General features: G+C 68.9%; 22 protein-coding genes. 10 read left to right on the top strand and 12 right to left on the bottom strand.

From position 1 onward, the window contains the following. Position 1: 1 nt before the first annotated feature. From NRY95_09780 to NRY95_09750, 7 genes are all read right to left on the bottom strand, one after another. Positions 2–1,135: an ATP-binding protein gene (locus NRY95_09780; protein ID UYC18213.1), complete on the bottom strand. Its 1,134-nt coding sequence runs from the start codon at positions 1,133–1,135 to the stop codon at positions 2–4. A 2-nt stretch (positions 1,136–1,137) separates the two neighbouring features. Continuing rightward, complete coding sequence (locus tag NRY95_09775) at positions 1,138–2,247, bottom strand: FIST C-terminal domain-containing protein (GenBank protein ID UYC18212.1); 1,110 nt, start codon at positions 2,245–2,247, stop codon at positions 1,138–1,140. 174 nt (positions 2,248–2,421) lie between these two features. Next, a complete protein-coding gene (locus tag NRY95_09770; GenBank protein ID UYC18211.1) occupies positions 2,422–3,840 on the bottom strand; it encodes a replicative DNA helicase in 1,419 nt (472 codons plus the stop codon). 218 nt (positions 3,841–4,058) lie between these two features. Further along, entirely contained in the window at positions 4,059–4,613 is a 555-nt protein-coding gene (locus NRY95_09765; GenBank protein UYC18210.1) for an NAD(P)H-dependent oxidoreductase, read from the bottom strand. An 85-nt stretch (positions 4,614–4,698) separates the two neighbouring features. Further along, positions 4,699–5,238, bottom strand: a complete 540-nt coding sequence (locus NRY95_09760) for a GNAT family N-acetyltransferase (protein ID UYC18209.1) — start codon at positions 5,236–5,238, stop codon at positions 4,699–4,701. Between the two features lie 60 nt (positions 5,239–5,298). Further along, the gene (locus NRY95_09755) at positions 5,299–6,462 is read right to left on the bottom strand and encodes an acyl-CoA dehydrogenase family protein (protein ID UYC18208.1); all 1,164 of its coding nucleotides are present in this window, start codon (positions 6,460–6,462) and stop codon (positions 5,299–5,301) included. 106 nt (positions 6,463–6,568) lie between these two features. Further along, the gene (locus NRY95_09750) at positions 6,569–7,306 is read right to left on the bottom strand and encodes a glycine zipper 2TM domain-containing protein (GenBank protein UYC18552.1); all 738 of its coding nucleotides are present in this window, start codon (positions 7,304–7,306) and stop codon (positions 6,569–6,571) included. A 248-nt stretch (positions 7,307–7,554) separates the two neighbouring features. Here NRY95_09750 and NRY95_09745 point away from each other — a divergent pair, with 248 nt between their 5' ends. Both NRY95_09745 and NRY95_09740 read left to right on the top strand, forming a co-directional pair. Then, the gene (locus tag NRY95_09745; GenBank protein ID UYC18207.1) at positions 7,555–7,794 is read left to right on the top strand and encodes a hypothetical protein; all 240 of its coding nucleotides are present in this window, start codon (positions 7,555–7,557) and stop codon (positions 7,792–7,794) included. A gap of 6 nt (positions 7,795–7,800) precedes the next feature. Next, complete coding sequence (locus NRY95_09740) at positions 7,801–8,586, top strand: TatD family hydrolase (protein ID UYC18206.1); 786 nt, start codon at positions 7,801–7,803, stop codon at positions 8,584–8,586. Positions 8,587–8,769: 183 nt separating this feature from the next. Here NRY95_09740 and NRY95_09735 read toward each other — a convergent pair whose 3' ends face one another. Beyond that, positions 8,770–9,624, bottom strand: a complete 855-nt coding sequence (locus NRY95_09735) for a tRNA threonylcarbamoyladenosine dehydratase (protein ID UYC18205.1) — start codon at positions 9,622–9,624, stop codon at positions 8,770–8,772. 98 nt (positions 9,625–9,722) lie between these two features. Here NRY95_09735 and NRY95_09730 point away from each other — a divergent pair, with 98 nt between their 5' ends. After that, the gene (locus NRY95_09730; GenBank protein UYC18204.1) at positions 9,723–10,148 is read left to right on the top strand and encodes a hypothetical protein; all 426 of its coding nucleotides are present in this window, start codon (positions 9,723–9,725) and stop codon (positions 10,146–10,148) included. 153 nt (positions 10,149–10,301) lie between these two features. Beyond that, positions 10,302–10,775, top strand: a complete 474-nt coding sequence (locus NRY95_09725; GenBank protein UYC18203.1) for a glycine zipper 2TM domain-containing protein — start codon at positions 10,302–10,304, stop codon at positions 10,773–10,775. Positions 10,776–10,863: 88 nt separating this feature from the next. Here the strand turns inward: NRY95_09725 and NRY95_09720 are convergent, their stop codons facing one another. Continuing rightward, complete coding sequence (locus tag NRY95_09720) at positions 10,864–11,079, bottom strand: cold-shock protein (protein ID UYC18202.1); 216 nt, start codon at positions 11,077–11,079, stop codon at positions 10,864–10,866. 235 nt (positions 11,080–11,314) lie between these two features. On the opposite strand from NRY95_09720, the gene NRY95_09715 reads away from it, so the two are divergent. Both NRY95_09715 and NRY95_09710 read left to right on the top strand, forming a co-directional pair. Beyond that, complete coding sequence (locus tag NRY95_09715; protein UYC18201.1) at positions 11,315–11,800, top strand: DUF456 family protein; 486 nt, start codon at positions 11,315–11,317, stop codon at positions 11,798–11,800. A 129-nt stretch (positions 11,801–11,929) separates the two neighbouring features. After that, the gene (locus NRY95_09710; GenBank protein UYC18200.1) at positions 11,930–13,081 is read left to right on the top strand and encodes a phospholipase A; all 1,152 of its coding nucleotides are present in this window, start codon (positions 11,930–11,932) and stop codon (positions 13,079–13,081) included. Between the two features lie 73 nt (positions 13,082–13,154). Here the strand turns inward: NRY95_09710 and NRY95_09705 are convergent, their stop codons facing one another. Continuing rightward, positions 13,155–13,790: a glutathione S-transferase family protein gene (locus NRY95_09705; protein ID UYC18199.1), complete on the bottom strand. Its 636-nt coding sequence runs from the start codon at positions 13,788–13,790 to the stop codon at positions 13,155–13,157. An 84-nt stretch (positions 13,791–13,874) separates the two neighbouring features. Then, positions 13,875–15,398 carry a fumarate hydratase gene (locus NRY95_09700; GenBank protein ID UYC18198.1) on the bottom strand — a complete coding sequence of 508 codons (1,524 nt, stop codon included), beginning with the start codon at positions 15,396–15,398 and terminating at the stop codon, positions 13,875–13,877. A 101-nt stretch (positions 15,399–15,499) separates the two neighbouring features. Between NRY95_09700 and NRY95_09695 the strand changes: the two genes are divergently transcribed. The 4 genes from NRY95_09695 to NRY95_09680 all read left to right on the top strand — a co-directional run bounded on the left by NRY95_09695 (position 15,500) and on the right by NRY95_09680 (position 18,836). Beyond that, a complete protein-coding gene (locus NRY95_09695; protein UYC18197.1) occupies positions 15,500–16,366 on the top strand; it encodes an RNA polymerase sigma-70 factor in 867 nt (288 codons plus the stop codon). Positions 16,367–16,426: 60 nt separating this feature from the next. Continuing rightward, positions 16,427–17,181, top strand: a protein-coding gene (locus NRY95_09690) for an IS5 family transposase (GenBank protein ID UYC18196.1) whose coding sequence is annotated in 2 segments (ribosomal slippage) — positions 16,427–16,754 and positions 16,754–17,181 — 756 coding nt in all. Because the reading frame shifts where the segments join, the coding sequence is not laid out codon by codon here. Between the two features lie 170 nt (positions 17,182–17,351). Further along, positions 17,352–17,792 (top strand): carboxymuconolactone decarboxylase family protein, encoded by a 441-nt coding sequence (locus tag NRY95_09685; protein UYC18195.1) that lies wholly within the window; start codon positions 17,352–17,354, stop codon positions 17,790–17,792. A gap of 138 nt (positions 17,793–17,930) precedes the next feature. Further along, complete coding sequence (locus tag NRY95_09680; GenBank protein UYC18194.1) at positions 17,931–18,836, top strand: arginine deiminase-related protein; 906 nt, start codon at positions 17,931–17,933, stop codon at positions 18,834–18,836. Between the two features lie 73 nt (positions 18,837–18,909). Here NRY95_09680 and NRY95_09675 read toward each other — a convergent pair whose 3' ends face one another. Beyond that, positions 18,910–19,137 carry a hypothetical protein gene (locus NRY95_09675; protein ID UYC18193.1) on the bottom strand — a complete coding sequence of 76 codons (228 nt, stop codon included), beginning with the start codon at positions 19,135–19,137 and terminating at the stop codon, positions 18,910–18,912. Positions 19,138–19,140 lie beyond the last annotated feature (3 nt).

Genomic DNA, 19,140 nt, shown 5'->3' with positions numbered 1-19,140 from the left:
TTCAGCCCGCCACGGCGTTCAACGGCAGCCGCACCACGAAGGTGGTGCCGCGCTGATCCGCCGACGGTTCGAAGAAGATCCGTCCCTGGTGCTTTTCCACCACCGTCGAATAGGCGATCGCCAGGCCCTGGCCGGTGCCCTTGCCGACCGGCTTGGTGGTGAAGAACGGATCGAACACCTTGGTCCGGATCGCTTCGGGAATGCCCGGGCCGTCGTCGCTGACGCACAGGTCCACGTGGCGGTCGCCGGCCCGGCGCAGGATGATGCGGATCCGGCCCTGCTCGCGCTCGCCCGGCACCAGCGTGTCGCCGATCGCATGCGCCGCGTTGACCAGCAGGTTCAGCAGCACCTGGCCGATCTCGTCGCGCAGGCACGGCACCAACGGCACGTCGGCGTCGAACTCGGTCTCGACCTCGGCCACGTACTTCCATTCGTTGCGGGCGACGGTGACGGTGGTGGCGACCAGCTCGCGCAGGTCCACCGGCTCCTTCTCGCCGGCCGAAGGATGCGAGAAGGTCTTCATCGCACTGACGATCTTGGTGATGCGGTCCAGCCCTTCCAGCGACTGCTGCAGGGCCTCGGGGGTCTGCTTGCGCAGGTACTGGAACCTGGACGAGGTCACCTGCGCGTCGAGCGCGGCCACCAGCTCCGGCGCCACGCCCTGCGCACGCGCCGCATCGACGATGCCGAAGGCCATGTCGAACACGCGGTCGAGGATCTGCTTGGCCTTGCACACGAAGGCCAGGTTGTCGCGCACGTACTGCGCCGGGGTGTTGATCTCGTGGGCGATGCCGGCGGCGAGCTGGCCGATCGACTCCATCTTCTGCGCCTGCAGCAGCGCGACCTGGGCCTTGCCGAGGTCGGCCAGGGCATGCTCCAGCTCCTGCCGCTCGCGGTTGAGTTCCTGGGTCTTCAGCGCCACCACCTTGCCCAGCGCGATGTTCTGCTGCAGCGTCGCCAACGGCGAGGCCACCGCATCGTCGCGCGCGATGACCCGCTTCTTCAGCACCGCGATCACCTTGTCGCGCGCGGCCAGTTGCCGGCGCAACTCGGCGACCAGGGCCGCATCGCCGCCATCCGCAGGCATCGCCGAGACATGCGCCCGGGCCGCTACCGTCGCTGCATCTGCAGGCATGCTCATCTCCCGATCGCCACGCCGGTAAAGGTCTGGTTGACGTGCAGGCCGTTGAACTGCTCGCCGTAGGTGGAAAACCCGAACACGCCCTGCTGCGCCATGAACGCGCCGACCTGCTGCTGCATCTGCGACTGGCCGAACTCCAGGCGGCGCAGGATGCAATCGCAGCCGATCACCAGCGCCGGATCGGGTATCGACTCGTGCACCTCGGCAAAGGCCTGTTGCAGCGTTTCCATCACGTCCACCGCCTGGCCGACCGACACCACCATGCCCTCTTCCACCGCGCAGTAGCAGGTCATCGACAGGTCCTCGTTGGCCCGCAGGATCGAACGCACGTAGGGCTCGCCGCTCAAGGTCAGCAGCAGCGGATAAGTGGAGAACACCTTCGGTTCCAGTTCCTCCAGCGGCATGCCGATCGCCTGCGCGTAGGCCAGCGCCGCCGGCTCGCCGTTGATCTCGCGGATCAGGCGCCGCTCCGGATCGGCATCGGTGACCACCAGTTCGATCTCGCTGGCGACGAAGTGCTGCAGCTTGAACACCACGAACGGATGCCGCGAATGGAACAGGGTCAGCACCGCCGCATCGGCCAGGAAACGGCCGTCGTAGTAGACCTGGGTGCGCTCGAAACGCAGGTTGTCGCCGGCCGAGCCGCCGAGCAGCGGCACGTCGCCGATCATCCGGTACAGCGCCGCGGCCAGGTATTCCTCGCAGGTGGACAGCCCGTCGACCAGCAGCAGCGAAAAGCATTGTCCGGCCTTGTCGGCCGTCGCCGCCTGCACCGTCTCGGCCACCACCGCGACCTGCGCCTGCAGGTCGCTCAGCGGCGCGATCAGCAACGGCTGCGCCTGCAGCACCCCGCCGCGCAGGCCGGCGACCAGGATGCCGTTGCTCTGGAAGCCGAGCTCGCCGATCTGGCCGGCAGCGGTGCAGCCGACCACCGGGCAGTCGAAGCCGGCCTTGATCGCCGGCCCCAGCGCGTCCAGGTCGTATTCGGCATCGCAGAACAGCAGCAGGGCGTCCAGCGGCGCGGCGCCCAGCTGCGCGCGCAACGCGGCGACCGCGGCGACGGCATCGCGGTCGGCGGTTTCCGCATGGGTGACGGTCAGCGGCATGGTGGGATCCAGGGAAGGTTCCTACCGGGTATCGACCATCACGGATTGGTGTTGAGCGCCGTCACGGCGCTCTGTGACAGACGTATCGCTGTGCCCGGATGAATACGCGTGGCGCCGGCCGGATCCACCGCAACGCAGCAATGGCGCGACCGGCGGCACGAGCGCGTGCGGCGCCTACTCGAACGCGCCCACCGAGTCGTGCGACAGGTTGTCGAAGCGGGTGTATTCGCCGAAGAACTTGAGCTTGCACGAGCCGGTCGGGCCGCCGCGATGCTTGCCGATGATGATCTCGGCCAGGCCCTTGTCCGGCGAATTTTCCTTGTTGTAGTAGTCGTCGCGGTAGATGAACACGATCATGTCCGCGTCCTGCTCGATGGCGCCGGATTCGCGCAGGTCGGCCATCACCGGGCGCTTGTCGGTGCGCGTTTCCAGCGAGCGGTTGAGCTGCGACAGCGCGATCACCGGCACGCCCAGTTCCTTGGCCAGGCCCTTGAGCGAGCGCGAGATCTCGGAGATCTCGGTGGCGCGGTTCTCGCTGTTGCCCGGCACCGACATCAGCTGCAGGTAGTCGATGACGATCAGCCCGAGGTCGTGCTCGCGCTTGAGCCGGCGCGCCTTGGAGCGCAGGATCTCCGGCGACACGCCGGGCGTGTCGTCGATGAAGATCTTGGTCTCCTTCAGCATCTTGATCGCGCCGGTGACCCGCGCCCAGTCCTCGTCCTCGAGCTGGCCGGTTCGCAGGCGCTGCGCGTTGATGCGGCCGTTGGAGGAGATCAGGCGCATCGCCAGCTGCGAGGCCGACATTTCCATCGAGAACACCGCCACCGCCTTCTTCGACTTGATCGCGGCGTACTCGGCGATGTTCAGCGCCAGCGTGGTCTTGCCCATCGCCGGACGCGCGGCGAGGATGATCAGGTCGGTCGGCTGCAGGCCGGCGGTCATCGCGTCGAAGTCGCTGTAGCCGGTCGGCAGGCCGGTGATGTTGCCGCCGTTCTCGAAGCGGCTGCGCAATTCCTCGAACGCGTCCTTCAACGCGCCGGGCATCGCCACGAAATCGCTGCGCCCGCGCGCGCCGGCCTCGGCGATCTTGAACACCGCCTTCTCGGCGCTGGCCAGCAGCTCCGCGCTCTCGCGCCCTTCCGGCTGGAAGCCGTCGTTGACGATGGTGGTGCCGACCTCGATCAGCTGCCGCAGCACCGCCTTGTCGCGCACGATCTCGGCGTAGGCGGCGATGTTGGCCGCCGACGGCGTGGTGCTGGCCAGTTCGATCAGGTAGGCGCCGTCGCCGACCATCTCCAGCTTGCCCTGCGACTCGAACCACTCGCCCAGCGTCACCGCATCGAACGGGCGGCCCTTTTCGGCCAGCTCGCGGATCGCGCGGTAGATCAGCTGGTGATCGCGGCGATAGAAATCGTTGTCGGTGAGCTGGTCGTTGACCCGGTCGTAGGCGTCGGGCGCCAGCATCAGGCCGCCGAGCACGGCCTGTTCGGCCTCGATCGAATGCGGCGGCACGCGCAACTGATCGATACGCGGCTCGCTGCGCTCGCCACGTTCGCTCTTGCGGTCGCCGCGGTAGCCGGGACGGGCGGACATGGGCTGGATCTTCTCTCTGAAGGACGCGATCGGCGGGCTGCGCCGATGGCGCGACCGGGCCGGCCATCTTAGTCAGCGGCGTGCCGCGCGGCTAGGGACAAGTCTGTGGACAACCCGTTGAGAACTGCGCGCAGGCCCCGCCACGCAAGGCGATCGGCGAAGCGCCAGAGCCTCGCCATGCTGCGTCGCAGGGGCTGCGATCGGAGCTTCGCGCCGGCTCAGGCCTGCAGTTCGTCGACCCAGGCGATGAACTTGTCGACGAAGCCCTGCAGGAACTTGCGCGTGTCCTCATTGCCGATGCTGCCGTCGGCCTCGATCAGGCCGTCCTTGAACTGCACGAACACCTCCGGCTGGCCCAGCACCGGCATGTCCAGGTAGGCCAGCACGTTGCGCAGGTGCTGCTGCGCCAGCGCGGTGCCCAGCGCGCCGATCGAGACCCCGCACAGCGCCGCCGGCTTGCCGGCGAAGGCGTTCTCGCCGTAGGGCCGCGAACCCAGGTCGATCGCGTTCTTGAGCACGCCGGGGATGGAGCGGTTGTACTCGGGGGTGACGAACAGCACCGCGTCGGCATCGCTGACCTGCGCCTTCAAGCGCTTGCCCTGCTCGGGGTAATCCTGGTCGCGATCCTGGTCGTACAGCGGCAGGTCGCCGATCTCCACGTACTCGAAGCGGGCGCGGTCGCCGGCGAGCTTCTCCAGCGCCAACGCCAGGCGCCGGTTGTGCGACGCCTTGCGCAGGCTGCCGACGAAGACGGCGATGCGGTACTGGCTCATGGGCGTAACTCCTGACCGATTTGGGGCTTGCAGCCTAGCCGCCGGCGCGGCGCGGGAAGGTGAACGCGGCCGGCCCGGCCGCCGCTCAGCGCCGCGCCTGCCAGTCCGCGCGCGACTGCCCCCACACTTCCACCTCGTGCGCCTGCAACGGTTCGGGCAGGCGATCCTGGCGCAGGTAGCGCGCGCCCAGCTTGGCCGCCACCGCCTTGGAATTGGCGTTGTCGGCGGCGATGGTGTGGATCACCTCGGTCCAGCCCAATTGCGCGAACGCCCAGTCGATCGAGGCGCGCGCCGCTTCCGGCGCATAGCCCTGGCCCCAGTACGGGCGCGCGATCCCCCAGCCCACCTCGGTCCCCGGCCAGGCATGCGGCTGCCACGGCCCGACCCGGCCGATCCACTGGCCGCTGCGCTTCTCGATCACCGAGAACATCGAAAACCCCTGCAGCTGCCAGCTGCCGACCAGCGCCGCCAGCGCGCGCCAGGCCACCGGCGGCGGCTGCACGCCGCCCAGATGGCGCATCGCCTCGGCATCGCCGGTGAAACGGCAGAAGTCCTCGAAATCCGCCGCGCTCGGCGGGCGCAGCAGCAGACGCTCGGTTTCCACCTGCAGATCGAACATGCTCATGCCCTCGCCTCCTCGTGCCTGTCTATCGCCCCGGGCGCCATGGCAGCGGCGCGCACCGGTTCAGAACGCATTGATGCCGGTCAGCTCGCGGCCGACCACCAGTTGGTGCACGGTCTCGGTGCCTTCGTAGGTGATCACCGATTCCAGGTTCAAGGCGTGGCGGATGGCGCCGTACTCGGTGGTGATGCCGGCCGCGCCGAGCAGGTCGCGGCACTCGCGGGCGATGTCCAGCGCCATGCGCACGTTGTTCCACTTCGCCAGCGACACCTGCGCCGGCTGCAGCACGCCGGCATCCTTGAGCCGGCCCAGTTGCAGCGCCAGCAGCTGCGCGCAGGCGATGCGCCGGGCCATGTCGGCCAGCTTGATCTGCGCGCTCTGCGTGGCCGCCAGCGGGCGCCCGAACAGGATGCGTTCGCCGGAATACGCCAGCGCCTCGCGCAGGCAGGCGATCGCCGCGCCGATCGCGCCCCAGCTGATACCGTAGCGGGCCTGGGTCAGGCAGCCCAGCGGGCCCTTCAGCCCGCGCACGCCGGGCAGCCGCTGCGTGTCCGCCAGGCGCACGTCGTCCAGGAACAGCGCCGAGGTCACCGAGGCGCGCAGGCTCATCTTGTGCGCGATGTCCTGCGTGGTGAAGCCGGGCGTACCGGCCTCGACCAGGAAGCCCTGCACGCCGTCCTCGGTCTGCGCCCACACGATCGCCACGTCGGCCAGGCTGCCGTTGGTGATCCACAGCTTGCTGCCGCTCAAACGCCAGCCGTCGCCGTCGCGCACCGCGCGGGTCTGCATCGCGGCCGGGTCGGAACCGCCCTGCGCCTCGGTCAGGCCGAAGCAGCCGATCGCGCTGCCGGCGGCCATCGCCGGCAACCAGCGCTGCCGCTGCGCCTGGCTGCCGTAGGCGTGGAGCGGATACATGCACAGCGAGGACTGCACGCTGACGAAGCTGCGCAGGCCGCTGTCGCCGCGTTCCAGCTCCTGGCAGATCAAGCCGTAGCAGACCGCATTGAGTCCGGCGCCGCCGTCGGCGGGCGGCAGCGTGGCGCCGAGCAGGCCCAGCTGCGCCAGCTCCGGCACCAGTTCGGCCGGAAACCGCGCCTGGTCGAAGGCCGCGCCGATGATCGGCAGCACCCTGGCGTCGACGAAGCGCGCCACCGCCTGCCGGATCGCGCGCTCCTCCTCGCTCAGCAGCGCGGCCACGTTGAACAGATCGTCGCAAGGCAGCGGCATGGCAGGACTCGGCAGGCGAAAGCCGCATTGTATCGGCGTGCCCGCGCGGCGGAAAAAGAAAAGGCCGGCACCAGGCCGGCCTTTTCCCCAAGCTGCCGCGCGTTGCTCAGCGCTGGCTGATCACGTCGCCGGCCGAGGCGGTCTGGGTGACCAGGCGCCCGTCCAGCACCGGCAGGCGGTCGCTGCTGGGCTTGTCGTCCATGCGCACGGTCTTTTCCTGGCCGTCGTAGCGGTAGGTGACCTCGTAACCCTTGACCACGTCGTCCTTGCCCAGCGCGATGCGGCTGCCCGGCTTGCTGTCCGTGCGCATGGTGCCGGTGCTGCCGTCGTCGTTGCGGTAGGTCACGTTGTAGCCGGTGATGCGCGAGGACTCGGCGGTGCTGTTCTCGGTGTGGCACTGGCGCTCGGTGCGATCGACCACACGGCCGCCGACGTGGTTGCGGTCGACCTGGTTGCCGATGAAGCCGCCGGCCACCGCGCCGGCCGCGGTGGCCGCCTTGCGGCCGTTGCCATGGCCGATCTGGTTGCCGAGCAGGCCGCCGACCACCGCACCGACCACGGTGCCGCCGACATTGCCGTCGCGCTCGGGCAGGCGCTCCTGCACCACCACGTCGTTGCAGACCTGGCGCGGGGTGGTGGTGGTGGAGGTTTCGCGCAGCGGCTCGGTGCCGATCACCTCGGCGTAGCGCTGCTCCTTCTGCGTGATCGGATCGACCCGGACCACGTCGGCGTATTCCAGCTTGCCGCCGACATCGTTGCCGGCCACCGCGTCGCCGGCCACGCTGTCGGCGGCCGGGCGCACGTCGCCGCTGCCGGCGAACTCCTGCTTGTCGCGGTTGTTCATGAAGGCTGCGGTGGCCACGCCGCCGACCAGCAATGCGCCAGCCGCGACCAGAATGGTTGTCGTATTGCTCTTCATCGTTGCTCTCCTGCGGTCTGGCCGCGTTGTCTACGATGCTGTGATTACCACGCCGAAGCTGAACCGATCCGCTCCCTATTCAGCAAAAATCCGCGGCGCGTGCTGGTGCGGCGCGCGGAAAGGCGCCATATCAAGCATGTTAGCGGTTTCATCACCCTGCCGGAGGATCGTCCATGCCTAACCCGATCGTGCTGCCATTGCTGCGCTGGGCCGGCAAATTGCGCTACCCCACGCTGTTCAAACTGACCGCCGGCCTGTTCGTGCTGAGTGTGCTGCTGCCCGACCCGCTGCCCTTCATCGACGAGATCGTGTTCGGCCTGGGCACCTTGTTGCTGGCCAACTGGAAGACCCGCACGCCTGCGCCGGCCGAGCCGCAGCCCATCGCGTCCAGCGCGCGCCGCGTGCGCCGCTGACGGCCGATGCGCCTGATCGACAGCCACTGCCACCTCGACGCCGCCGAATTCGACGGCGACCGCGCCGCGGTGATCGCGCGCGCGCAGGCCGCCGGCATCGTCGCGCAGGTGCTGCCGGCGGTGACCGCAGCGTCCTGGCCGAAGCTGCGCGAGGTCTGCGCGATGGCCGACGGCCTGTCTCCGGCCTATGGCCTGCATCCGCTGTTCCTGGACCAGCACCGGCCCGGGCATCTGCCATTGCTCGGCGAGTGGATCGAACGCGAGCGCCCCTGCGCGATCGGCGAATGCGGCCTGGACTTCTTCGTCGAGGGACTGGATGAAGCCGAACAGCAGCGGTATTTCGCTGGCCAGTTACGGCTGGCGCGCGAGTTCGACCTGCCGGTGATCGTGCACGCGCGGCGCGCGGTGGATGCGGTGATCCTGGCGATCCGCAAGGTCGGGCGCCTGCGCGGCGTGGTGCACAGTTTCGCCGGCAGCCCGGAACAGGCGCGGCAACTGCAGTCGCTGGATTTCCTGATCGGCCTGGGCGGCCCGGTCACCTACGACCGCGCGCAGCGGCTGCGGCGCCTGGCGGCCGACCTGCCGCTGCAGCAGTTGCTGCTGGAAACCGACGCCCCGGACCAGCCCGACGCGGCCATCCGCGGCCAGCGCAACGAGCCGGCGCGGCTGCGCACGGTGCTGGACACCATCGCCATGCTGCGCGGCCAGCCCGCCGCGGAGATCGCCGAACAGACCACGCGCAATGCGCAGCAGTTGTTCGGGCTGCAGACGCCGGCTGCACAGCCTGCCTGACCCCAACCCGAGGGTGCGCGGCGGGTGCCGGCACGTCGTTGGGTTGCCGTCCATGGGAACGACCGGCGGTCCCTCCGGGCCATCAGTGGGGGCGTCACTATCGGTAAAGCCCGTCGCCCCTGAAGTCGCTCCCACAGGGTTTGAACAAGCGCGAAGGCGTTGATGTCTCCAGCGCAATTCGCCTCAGACCGCATCGACTCTCGCCGCGTGGTCCGCCTGCACGGCGGCCGTCGCCACGCTCGCCTGCTCCCGCTTGGGTTTCAACAGCATCTCCAGCGCCTTGCCCGCCGCGGCGAAGGCGAACGCGCCGGTGATGTGCGTGGCCGCGCCCAGGCCGGCGCCGCAATCCAGGTTCAAGGCCGCATCCGGCCCCAGCTGCGGGCGCAGCCCGCACACGCTGCCGTCGGCCTGCGGGTAGCGCACGTTCTCCAGCGAATACACCGCCGGCACGCCGAAGTAGCGCTGCGGGTTCTTGGGGAAATTGAATTCGCTGCGCAGCTTCTTGCGGATCAGCGCCAGCATCGCGTCGTGTTCGGTGCGCGACACGTCGCGGATGCGCACCAGGGTCGGGTCGGTGCGCCCGCCGGCCGAGCCCACGGTCAGCAGCGGCAACTTGCGCCGGCGGCACCAGGCGATGGTCTCGACCTTGACCCGGAAGCTGTCGCAGGCATCGACGACCAGGTCGAAGCCGGCGCCGAGCAGTTCGGCGATGTTGGACGGGGTCAGGAAGGCCTCGATCGCGGTCGCCTCGATCGCCGGGTTGATCGCCACGCAGCGCTCGGCCATTGCCCGCGCCTTGTTGCGCCCGTACTGGCCTTCCAGCGCCGGCAGCTGGCGGTTGGTGTTGGAGACGCAGATGTCGTCGGCATCGATCAGGGTCAGATGGCCGACCGCCGACCGCGCCAGCGCCTCCACCACCCACGAGCCGACCCCGCCCATGCCCACCACCACCACCCGGCAGTGCGCCAGGCGCTCGATGGTCCCGCGCCCGTACAGCCGGTCGATGCCGGCGAAGCGCTCACGCAATTGTTCGTTCATGCGCGCAGTTTATTTCATCGGCGCCGGCACGGCGGCGCTGGCGCCACGCGATGCCGGCGGCGGCGTACTATCGCGCTTCCCTCCTGCCCGCCCGCGCCATGGCCAGCCCGCCCGCCTCCACCGCCTCCCGCTACCTGTTCGTGCTGCTCGCCGGCGTGCTGATCGGCCTGGTCGCGACCGTGATGTCGATGCGCGCGCTGCAGGCGCGGCAGGATCCGTTCCCGCGCAGCCTGATGCAGGTGATGGACAAGCAACTGGCCTTGCTGCAACGCAGCCATGCGCAGAACCGCTGCAGCGCCACCGACCTGCAGCCGCGCGTGCGCACGTTGCGCCTGCTCGGCAACGACCTGGAAACCGCGTTTCCTGGCCTCAGCGACGACAGCCGCTTCCAGCAGCACGCCGGAACGCTGCGCGCCACCCTGGATGCGGCGCAGGCCGCACTGCCCACCACCTGCGCCGCGCTCGACCAGCTCACCCATCGGATCGACGACGGTTGCCAGGCCTGCCATCGCGATTTCCGCTGACCCGCGATCGCGCTTCTGGATGAATTGCCACTGACGCTGCGCCGCACCGGCAGCGCGCGCCCATGGCGATTGGCGTTGCATTCACATGCCGACGGACAGGATGCGTGCAAACGCGGGTCTGCCGCGGTCCACCGTCTGTCGAGGAGAGCACACATGAAGATCCATCTACTGGCCACTGGCGCCGTCGCCTTTCTGGCATTGGCCGGCTGCGCCACCTCCCCCGGCTATGGCAGCCGCGGTGGCTACAGCCAGCCGTCGCGCGGCTATTCGGACAACCGCTGCGCGGACTGCGGCATCGTCACCCGCATCGATACGGTGGCCTCCGGCCGCACCGCGCCCACCGGCACCGGCGCGGTCCTGGGCGGCATCGTCGGCGCGATCGCCGGCCATGAGATCTCCGACCACACCGGCGGCAGCAAGGGCAATCAGAACGTGTCGGCCGTCGCCGGCGCCGCTGCGGGCGCCCTGGCCGGCAACCAGATCCAGAACAACGTCACCAGCGACACCTACGACGTGCATGTGCAGATGGACGATGGCCGGGTGATCGTGGTCAACCAGCGCGATCTGGCCGGGATCCGCGAGAACACCTATGTGCGCGTGGTCAACGGCCGCGTGGTGCCGCGCTAAACGCTCGCACTCGCCGCAACGCAAAAAGGCCCGCAGTGCGGGCCTTTTTGCTGGGCGTGCGGCCGGCGCTGCGCCGGCTGCGCCGGGTTCAGACCGGCTGCACCGCGTCGGCCTGCAGGCCCTTCTGGCCCTGCACCACGGTGAAGCTGACCTTCTGCCCTTCCTTCAGGCTCTTGAAGCCTTGGGTCTGGATGGCGCGGAAGTGCACGAACACGTCCTCGCCGTTCTCGCGGCTGATGAAACCGAAGCCCTTGGCGTCGTTGAACCATTTCACGGTGCCGTTTTCGCGATTGCCGTCAGTCATGGACTTACTCCTTGGAACACGTCTCAGGGGTGGGTACGCCGTGGGGTCGGCGGCTGGTTGCAAGGAGGAAGCGAGGTATAACGCTGTAGCGGACCGTTGGATCTACCGCATCGGGCCACGATTCACGGTGACCTTTGCAAACGCAGCGGCTGAAAACTTACCGCGGCCAAAATGAAATTGCAATCAGCAAAAACACCCTGTCTGTCAAGCCAAAAACCACCCCGGAGTGAGCCGCGTGGATCCTGCGTTCATCTACTACATCGTCGCCGGGCTGCTGGTGGTGCTGGGCCTGGCCGGGGTGGTGCTGCCGGCCCTGCCGGGCATGCCGCTGCTGTTCGCCGGCCTGCTGCTGGCGGCCTGGGCCGACGGTTTCCAGCGCGTGGGCTGGCTGATGCTGACGGTGCTCGGCGTGCTCACCGTGCTGTCGTTGCTGGTCGATTTCCTGGCCACCGTGTTCGGCGCCAAGCGCGTCGGCGCCAGCCGCAAGGCGCTATGGGGCTCGCTGCTGGGCAGCATCGCGGGATTGTTCTTCATGCCGATCGGCCTGTTCGTCGGCCCCTTCGTCGGCGCGCTGGCCGGCGAGTACTGGCATGGCCGGCAACTGCAGCAGGCGACCAGGGTCGGCCTCGGCACCTGGCTGGGCATCGTCCTGGGCACCGCCGCCAAGCTGGCCCTGGCGCTGGCGATGGTCGGCCTGTTCGCGGCGGCCTGGCTGTTCTGACGTGCGCTGTGGGCAGCGCGAGATGAACGTGTGATGACCCCGTTGTGGCCGCTGCTGTATTTTCGCAGCCGGCCATTCACCTCGGCAGCGCACTACCCGCCCGCGCCGCCTGTTTCCGAGAGAACCTGCATGATCCATCGCCCGGCCCGTCCCCTGTTGCTGCTGTCCTTCGCGGCGATGCCGCTGGCCCACGCCCAGGAAGTGAAGCCCACCCCTGCCTCGCCCGAAGCCTGCGTCGCGATCACCAGCGACGCCGCGCGCCTGTCCTGCTACGACCAGGCGCTGTCGCGCCGGGTCGCCGATCCGCAGGCCGCCGATGCGGCGGCGAAGATGGCCAGCCAGAACCAGAAGCAACAACTGGACGCGGCGATCCCGCAGGACGCCGGCCTGGCCGAACGTACCCGCCAGCGCGCCGCCTCGATCTTCAAGAGCGACCGCTACGACGCGACCATCGCCAATGCCGGCAAGGGCTCGCTGCTGGACAGCCGTTGGGAACTGGCCAAGGATTCCAAGCTGGGCACCTTCCAGCTGCGCGCCTACAAGCCGGTGTACCTGCTGCCGGCGTTCTGGACCAGCAAGAAGAACGAGACCCCGTCCTCGCCGAACCCGAACAACACGGTGACCACGGCCGAGTCGCTGGACAGCATCGAAGCCAAGTTCCAGCTCAGCTTCAAGACCAAGATCGTGGAGAACATCTTCGGCGACAACGGCGACCTGTGGGGCGCCTATACCCAGAGTTCGCGCTGGCAGGTCTACAACAGCGAGCAGTCGCGGCCGTTCCGCGAAACCAACTACGAGCCGGAACTGGCGCTGGTGTTCCGCAACAACTACAGCCTGTTCGGCTGGAAGGGGCGAATGACCGGGATCCAGCTTACCCACCAGTCCAACGGCCGCAGCGATCCGTTCTCGCGCAGCTGGAACCGGGCGATCCTCAACATCGGCCTGGACCGCGAGAACTGGGCGCTGGTGCTGCGCCCGTGGTACCGGATCCCGGAAAGCGACCGCCAGGACAACAACCCGGACATCGAGGACTACATGGGCCGCGGCGATGCGACCCTGACCTACAACCGCGGCGGCCACGAGATCTCGCTGATGGCGCGGCATTCGCTGCGCAGCGGCGACCGCTCGCACGGCGCGGTGCAGCTGGACTGGGGCTTTCCGATCAGCAACCTGCTGCGCGGCCACGTGCAGGTGTTCGACGGTTACGGCGAGAGCATGATCGACTACAACCACCGCGCCACCTATGTGGGCCTGGGCGTGTCGCTGCTGGAGTGGTACTGAGGCCTGACCGGCCCGAAGCCGGTATCGCGCGGCGGCCCTCGGCGGCCGTCGCGCGACACTGCCGACGCCGCGCTCAGGTCCAGTCGGTCAGGCCTTCGCGGCGGTAGGTTTCCTGGAACGCGGCACGCGCCTTCATCCGCTGCGCGTGCGCCTGCAGCGCCGGCCAGGTATCGCTGGGCCGCGGCATGTTGCGCGACCAGCGCATCATCATCGTCAGCATGAAATCGGCCGCCGACAGCTGCGCGCCGAGCAGGTACGGACCGTGCGCCTGCAGATGCTGCGCGACCTGCTCCCAGGCCGCCTCCAGCTTCTGCCGCGCCTGCGCCTTGCTCGCCTCGAGGTTGTCGGCACCGGCCGGCTCGTCCGGATAGAACCAGGCGCGGTAGGCCGGCTGCAGCGTGTTGGCGCAGAACAGCATCCAGCGGTAGTACGCGGCGCGCGCCGGGCTGCCGAGCGGCGGGGCCAGTCCGGCTTGCGGATGCAGGTCGGCCAGGTGCAGCACGATCGCCGCCGCCTCGGTCAGCGCCTGCCCGTCCAGCACCAGCGTGGGCACCACGCCAGCCGGATTGAGCTGCAGGTACTCCGGCGTTTTATGCTCGCGCCGCTCGAAATCCAGGGCGTGCAGCGTATGCGGCACGTCCAGTTCGATCAGCAGCCAGTGCACCACCAGGGCGGCGGTGCTGGGCGAGTAGTACAGGATGGCGCTCATGCAATCTCCTGGTAAGTCGCCGCAGCCGGATCACTGCGGCCGTGGCAGTCTCGCATGCCGCGCCGTGCCGGCGGCGGCGCCAGCTCAGGCCGGCTCGACCACCACCGGGATCTTGCCGATGCGCGATTGCCATTCGCGCGGGCCGGTCTTGTGCACCGACTCGCCGCTGGCATCCACCGCCACGGTGACCGGCATGTCCTTGACCTCGAACTCGTAGATCGCCTCCATGCCCAGGTCTTCGAACGCCAGCACGCGCGAGGCCTTGATCGCCTTGGACACCAGGTAGGCCGACCCGCCAACCGCCATCAGGTACACGGCCTTGTTGTCGCGGATCGCCGCGATCGCCGCGTCGCCGCGCTCGGACTTGCCGACCATGCCGAGCAGGCCGGTCTGCTCCAGCATCTGCCGGGTGAACTTGTCCATGCGCGTGGCGGTGGTCGGGCCGGCCGGGCCCACCACTTCGTCGCGCACCGGATCGACCGGGCCGACGTAGTAGATGAAGCGGTTGCTGAAATCGACCGGCAGCGTCTCGCCGCGGTTGAGCATGTCGATCATGCGCTTGTGCGCGGCGTCGCGACCGGTCAGCAGCTTGCCGTTGAGCAGCACGACCTCGCCCGGCTTGAAGCTGGCGACTTCTTCGCGGGTGATGGTATCCAGGTTGACCCGGCGCGCGTTGCTCGGGTTGTAGGTGAGCTTGGGCCAGTCTTCCAGCGACGGCGGCTCCAGCATCACCGGGCCGCTGCCGTCGAGGGTGAAATGCGCATGGCGGGTCGCCGCGCAGTTCGGGATCAGCGCCACCGGCAGGTTGGCGGCGTGGGTCGGATAGTCCTTGACCTTGATGTCCAGCACCGTGGTCAGGCCGCCCAGGCCCTGCGCGCCGATGCCCAGCGCGTTGACCTTCTCGTACAGCTCCAGGCGCAGTTCCTCGGCCCGGTTGGACGCGCCGCGCGCCTGCAGGTCGACGATGTCGATCGGCTCCATCAGCGCTTCCTTGGCCAGCAGCATCGCCTTCTCGGCGGTGCCGCCGATGCCGATGCCGAGCATGCCCGGCGGGCACCAGCCGGCGCCCATGGTCGGCACGGTCTTGAGCACCCAGTCGACGATCGAATCGGACGGGTTGAGCATCGCGAACTTGCTCTTGGCTTCCGAGCCGCCGCCCTTGGCCGCGACGATCACCTCGACGTGCTCGCCCGGCACGATCTTGGTGTTGACCACCGCCGGGGTGTTGTCCCTGGTGTTGGCGCGCTTGCCGGCCGGATCGGCCAGCACGCTGGCGCGCAGCTTGTTGTCCGGATGGTTGTAGGCGCGGCGCACGCCCTCGTTGACCATGTCCTCCACGCCCATCGTGGCGTCGTCCCAGCGCACGTTCATGCCGATTTCCAGGAACACGGTGACGATGCCGGTGTCCTGGCAGATCGGGCGGTGGCCCTCGGCGCACATGCGCGAGTTGATCAGGATCTGGGCGATGGCGTCCTTGGCGGCCGGCGACTGTTCGCGCTCGTAGGCGGCGGCCAGGTTCTTGATGTAGTCGACCGGGTGGTAGTAGCTGATGTACTGCAGCGCGTCGGCGACGGACTGGATGAGGTCTTCCTGCTTGATCGAGGTCACGGCTGGCTCTACGGCTGGCGGGGGGAAACCCGGCCATTTTAGGGCAAAGTGACCGCTTCGCCCGCTGTCACGCCGGCACGCGCTGTTCCGTCCTGGTCGCCATGAGCCCCGATCCCGCCTTCGAATCCCAACGTCCCCGGCTGTTCGGCCTGGCCTATCGCCTGCTCGGCAGCCGCAGCGACGCCGAGGACGTGCTGCAGGACGCCTGGCTGCGCTGGCAGTCCAGCGACCGGGCCGCGATCCGCGACCCGGAGGCCTGGCTGGTGACCACCACCACCCGGCTCGGGCTGGACCGGTTGCGCGCGGCGCGCAGCGCCCGCGTCCACTACACCGGCCCGTGGCTGCCCGAGCCGCTGGAGATCGCCGAGGACACCGACCCGGCCGAGCGCCACGCGCGCGCCGAGCAGGTGTCGGTGGCGTTCCTGGCGCTGCTGGAACGGCTGGGTCCGGAGGAGCGTGCCGCGTTCCTGCTGAAGGAGGCATTCGACTACGACTATGCGCAGATCGGCCAGCTGCTCGGGCATGCCGAAGCCAACTGCCGGCAGCTGGTGCATCGCGCGCGCGAACGGCTCAAGGCCGGCCGGCCGCGCTTCGCGGTGGCGCCGCAACGCCACCGGCAACTCCTGGAGCGCTTCATGCACGCCTCGCAACAGGGCGACCGCGGCGCGATCGTGGCCCTGCTCGACGCCAATGCGCGGATGCTGTCCGACGGCGGCGGCAAGGTCACCGCCACGCTGCGCCCGCTGCTCGGCGCCGAACGCATCGCCATGCTGTATTGGGCGGTGGCGCGGCGCGGCCTGGGCCTGCAGGCGCGGATCGGCACGGTCAACGGCGAACCGGCGATCCTGCGCTTCATCGGCGCGCGCCTGCACTCGGCGGTGCTGGTGGTGATCGACGGCGAGCGCATCGTCGAAGTGCTGACGCTGATGAATCCGGACAAGCTGCCGGCACTGACCGCACGGGGCTAGGGCTTGTCATCAATTGCTGAGATAGGCGATGCTTGTCGCCCCCTCCCGCATCGCCCTGCAATGAGACGTCGCTACGCCCTTCGAGACGATCAGTGGGATCGCATCCGCGATCTGCTTCCCGGCCGAGCCGGCCATGTCGGTGTGACCGCCAAGGACAATCGACTGTTCGTCGAAGCCGTGCTGTACCGCTACCGCGCCGGCATTCCCTGGCGGGACCTGCCTGAGCGCTTCGGTGATTTCCGCGTCATCCACCTACGACATACCCGCTGGAGCCGGTCAGGCGTCTGGCAACGGGTGTTCCAGGCCCTGTCAGAAGACGCGGACAACGAATACGCGATGATCGACAGCACCATCGTCCGGGCGCATCAGCACAGCGCCGGGGCAAAAGGGGGGAGCCGCAGGCCATCGGACGCAGCCGCGGCGGACTGAGCAGCAAGATCCACGCGGTGGTCGATGCGCTGGGCAATCCGGTGGCATTTCATCTGACCGCAGGCCAGGCCTCGGATCTGGAAGGTGCAGATGCCTTGTTGCCGCGATTGTCGGTCGGCGCCTTGCTCGCTGATCGAGCCTACGACGCCAGCGCACGGGTGATCGAGCCGATGCAGCGACAGGAGACGCAGATCGTCATCCCCTCCCATCCAACACGCAAGGTGCAGCGTGACTACGACCGGGTGTTGTACAGGGATCGACACCTGATCGAGAACTTCTTCGCCAGACTCAAGCAGTACCGGGCCATTGCCACCCGCTACGACAAGACAGCCTGCAACTTCCTCGGCGCGATCTACTGGATCGCCTCGGTCATTTTGCTAAATTGATGACAGGCCCTAGCCCGCGGCGCGGCCATGCCCACCCGGTGCGTCGCTGGCGGGACGCATGGCCTGCCCGCGCGACAGCCCTGGCCAGCGACGGCGCGGTGTCACGGCCACGCGCAGTCGCGCGTCCTTGCTGCGAAGACGGCCAATGCGGCCGTCATGGAGCAAGACACATGCACTTCCATCGCATCGATTACACCCGCCACGAACCGGAGGCCTTCCGCGCCCTGCTGAGCGCCAGCCAGCAGGTGCACGAAGGCGTGCTCGGCCATGACCTGGCCGAACTGGTGTGCCTGCGCGTCTCCCAGCTCAACGGCTGCAGTTACTGCATCGACATGCATGCCACGGCCCTGCGCAAGGCCGGCCTGGAACCGCGCAAGCTGGACACCGTCGCCGGCTGGCGCGAGAGCCGCTTCTTCGACGCGCGCGAACGCGCCGCGCTGGCCTGGGCGGAAGCGCTGACCACGCTGCCCGCCGGCGCGCCGGCGGACGCCTGCTACGCGGCGCTGACCGCGCATTTCGACGCGCCGGGCATCAGCGCGCTGACCATGGCCATCGCCCTGATCAATGCCTGGAACCGGCTCGGCGTGGGCCTGCAACCGGCGATGCCGTAAGCGCAGCGGCGTACCGGCATACGCCGGTACGCCGTTCCATCCCGAATCCCCAATCCCGAATCCCGGCTCCCAGCAGACATGTGTCCGCAACACGGCACCGCTAGCGTTTGCGCATCACCAGCACGGAGCGAGGCGGGCATGAGCGAGAAAATCCTGGCGGGCTGCGCGATCGAGGACGACGCGGACCTGGCGCTCGCCGAGCCGACGGCGCAGGCCGCCGCCGCCGCGCAGCGCGGCCACCGCCTGCTGATGTGCGCGCCGCAGCACTTCGCGGTGGACTACGTGATCAACCCCTGGATGGAAGGCAACATCCACGCCGCCAGCCGCGAACGCGCGCAGGCGCAATGGGACGCGCTGGTCGCCGCGGCCGAGGCGGCCGGCGCCCAGGTCGAGCGGATCGCCCCGGCCGCCGGCCTGCCGGACATGGTATTCAGCGCCAATGCCGGCCTGGTGCTCGGCGACAGCTTCGTGCCCAGCCGCTTCCGCCATGCCGAGCGGCGCGGCGAAGAGCCGCTGTTCGCCGACTGGTGCCGGCGCGCCGGCTTCCGCATCCGCGCGCTGCCCGAGGACGTGCGCTTCGAGGGCGCCGGTGATGCGCTGCTGGACCGTGGCGCACGCCGGCTGTGGATGGGCCACGGCCATCGCAGCGACCTTGCGGCCGCGCACGAACTGGCCGACCTGCTGGACATCGAGGTGATGCCGCTGCGCCTGGTCGATCCGCGTTTCTATCACCTGGACACCTGCTTCTGCCCGCTGCGCGACGGCTACCTGCTGTACTACCCGGGCGCGTTCGACGACTACGCCCAGCAAGCCATCGCCCGCCGCATCCCGCCGGCGCAGCGCATCGCGGTCGGCGAAGCCGACGCCCTCGCCTTCGCCTGCAACGCGGTGGACCTGGACCAGCGCCTGCTGCTCAACCGCGCCTCGCCGGAGCTGTGCGCGGCGTTGGCGCGGATCGGCTACCGCGTGGTGCAGACCCCGCTGGACGAATTCCTGAAGGCCGGCGGCGCGGCCAAGTGCCTGACCTTGCGCCTGGACGAGTGATGTTCCGCAGCGATCGACGGCCTGCCGGCGCTTGGCAGCCGCATGCGCGGTACCCGCAGCGCTGCCCCGCTGGTCAGCCCAGACCGTAAAGGAAATCCAGGAACTCCTTCCAGAGCCTGCCGACACCGATGCGGCCGCGCCCGCCCAGCAAGCGGAACACGGTGTAGACGACCGCAAATCCGAAGAACACCAGCGCGGCGACGATGGGGACAGCCGGCGGCAGAAAGGAGTTGATCCAGAACACGCAACCGATGATGGCCAGACAGTAGACGACGTAGCGGATGGCGAAGCCTGTCGTCATCGC

The organism is Xanthomonas campestris pv. phormiicola (genome assembly GCA_025666215.1).
GTDB classification, from domain to species: domain Bacteria; phylum Pseudomonadota; class Gammaproteobacteria; order Xanthomonadales; family Xanthomonadaceae; genus Xanthomonas_A; species Xanthomonas_A campestris_A.
Note: the sequence above shows the minus strand (reverse complement) of the source record. Positions and strands in the feature narration are given on the sequence as shown.

What these genes read in the sequence shown, in the direction of transcription:
- NRY95_09695 (UYC18197.1), top strand. Translation starts at nt 15,500, where the DNA reads ATGAGCCCCGATCCCGCCTTCGAATCCCAACGTCCCCGGCTGTTCGGC.
- NRY95_09720 (UYC18202.1), bottom strand. Translation starts at nt 11,079, where the DNA reads ATGACTGACGGCAATCGCGAAAACGGCACCGTGAAATGGTTCAACGAC.
- NRY95_09680 (UYC18194.1), top strand. Translation starts at nt 17,931, where the DNA reads ATGAGCGAGAAAATCCTGGCGGGCTGCGCGATCGAGGACGACGCGGAC.
- NRY95_09675 (UYC18193.1), bottom strand. Translation starts at nt 19,137, where the DNA reads ATGACGACAGGCTTCGCCATCCGCTACGTCGTCTACTGTCTGGCCATC.
- NRY95_09705 (UYC18199.1), bottom strand. Translation starts at nt 13,790, where the DNA reads ATGAGCGCCATCCTGTACTACTCGCCCAGCACCGCCGCCCTGGTGGTG.
- NRY95_09770 (UYC18211.1), bottom strand. Translation starts at nt 3,840, where the DNA reads ATGTCCGCCCGTCCCGGCTACCGCGGCGACCGCAAGAGCGAACGTGGC.
- NRY95_09780 (UYC18213.1), bottom strand. Translation starts at nt 1,135, where the DNA reads ATGCCTGCAGATGCAGCGACGGTAGCGGCCCGGGCGCATGTCTCGGCG.
- NRY95_09685 (UYC18195.1), top strand. Translation starts at nt 17,352, where the DNA reads ATGCACTTCCATCGCATCGATTACACCCGCCACGAACCGGAGGCCTTC.
- NRY95_09775 (UYC18212.1), bottom strand. Translation starts at nt 2,247, where the DNA reads ATGCCGCTGACCGTCACCCATGCGGAAACCGCCGACCGCGATGCCGTC.
- NRY95_09745 (UYC18207.1), top strand. Translation starts at nt 7,555, where the DNA reads ATGCCTAACCCGATCGTGCTGCCATTGCTGCGCTGGGCCGGCAAATTG.
- NRY95_09710 (UYC18200.1), top strand. Translation starts at nt 11,930, where the DNA reads ATGATCCATCGCCCGGCCCGTCCCCTGTTGCTGCTGTCCTTCGCGGCG.
- NRY95_09755 (UYC18208.1), bottom strand. Translation starts at nt 6,462, where the DNA reads ATGCCGCTGCCTTGCGACGATCTGTTCAACGTGGCCGCGCTGCTGAGC.
- NRY95_09750 (UYC18552.1), bottom strand. Translation starts at nt 7,306, where the DNA reads ATGAACAACCGCGACAAGCAGGAGTTCGCCGGCAGCGGCGACGTGCGC.
- NRY95_09730 (UYC18204.1), top strand. Translation starts at nt 9,723, where the DNA reads ATGGCCAGCCCGCCCGCCTCCACCGCCTCCCGCTACCTGTTCGTGCTG.
- NRY95_09735 (UYC18205.1), bottom strand. Translation starts at nt 9,624, where the DNA reads ATGAACGAACAATTGCGTGAGCGCTTCGCCGGCATCGACCGGCTGTAC.
- NRY95_09725 (UYC18203.1), top strand. Translation starts at nt 10,302, where the DNA reads ATGAAGATCCATCTACTGGCCACTGGCGCCGTCGCCTTTCTGGCATTG.
- NRY95_09760 (UYC18209.1), bottom strand. Translation starts at nt 5,238, where the DNA reads ATGAGCATGTTCGATCTGCAGGTGGAAACCGAGCGTCTGCTGCTGCGC.
- NRY95_09765 (UYC18210.1), bottom strand. Translation starts at nt 4,613, where the DNA reads ATGAGCCAGTACCGCATCGCCGTCTTCGTCGGCAGCCTGCGCAAGGCG.
- NRY95_09740 (UYC18206.1), top strand. Translation starts at nt 7,801, where the DNA reads ATGCGCCTGATCGACAGCCACTGCCACCTCGACGCCGCCGAATTCGAC.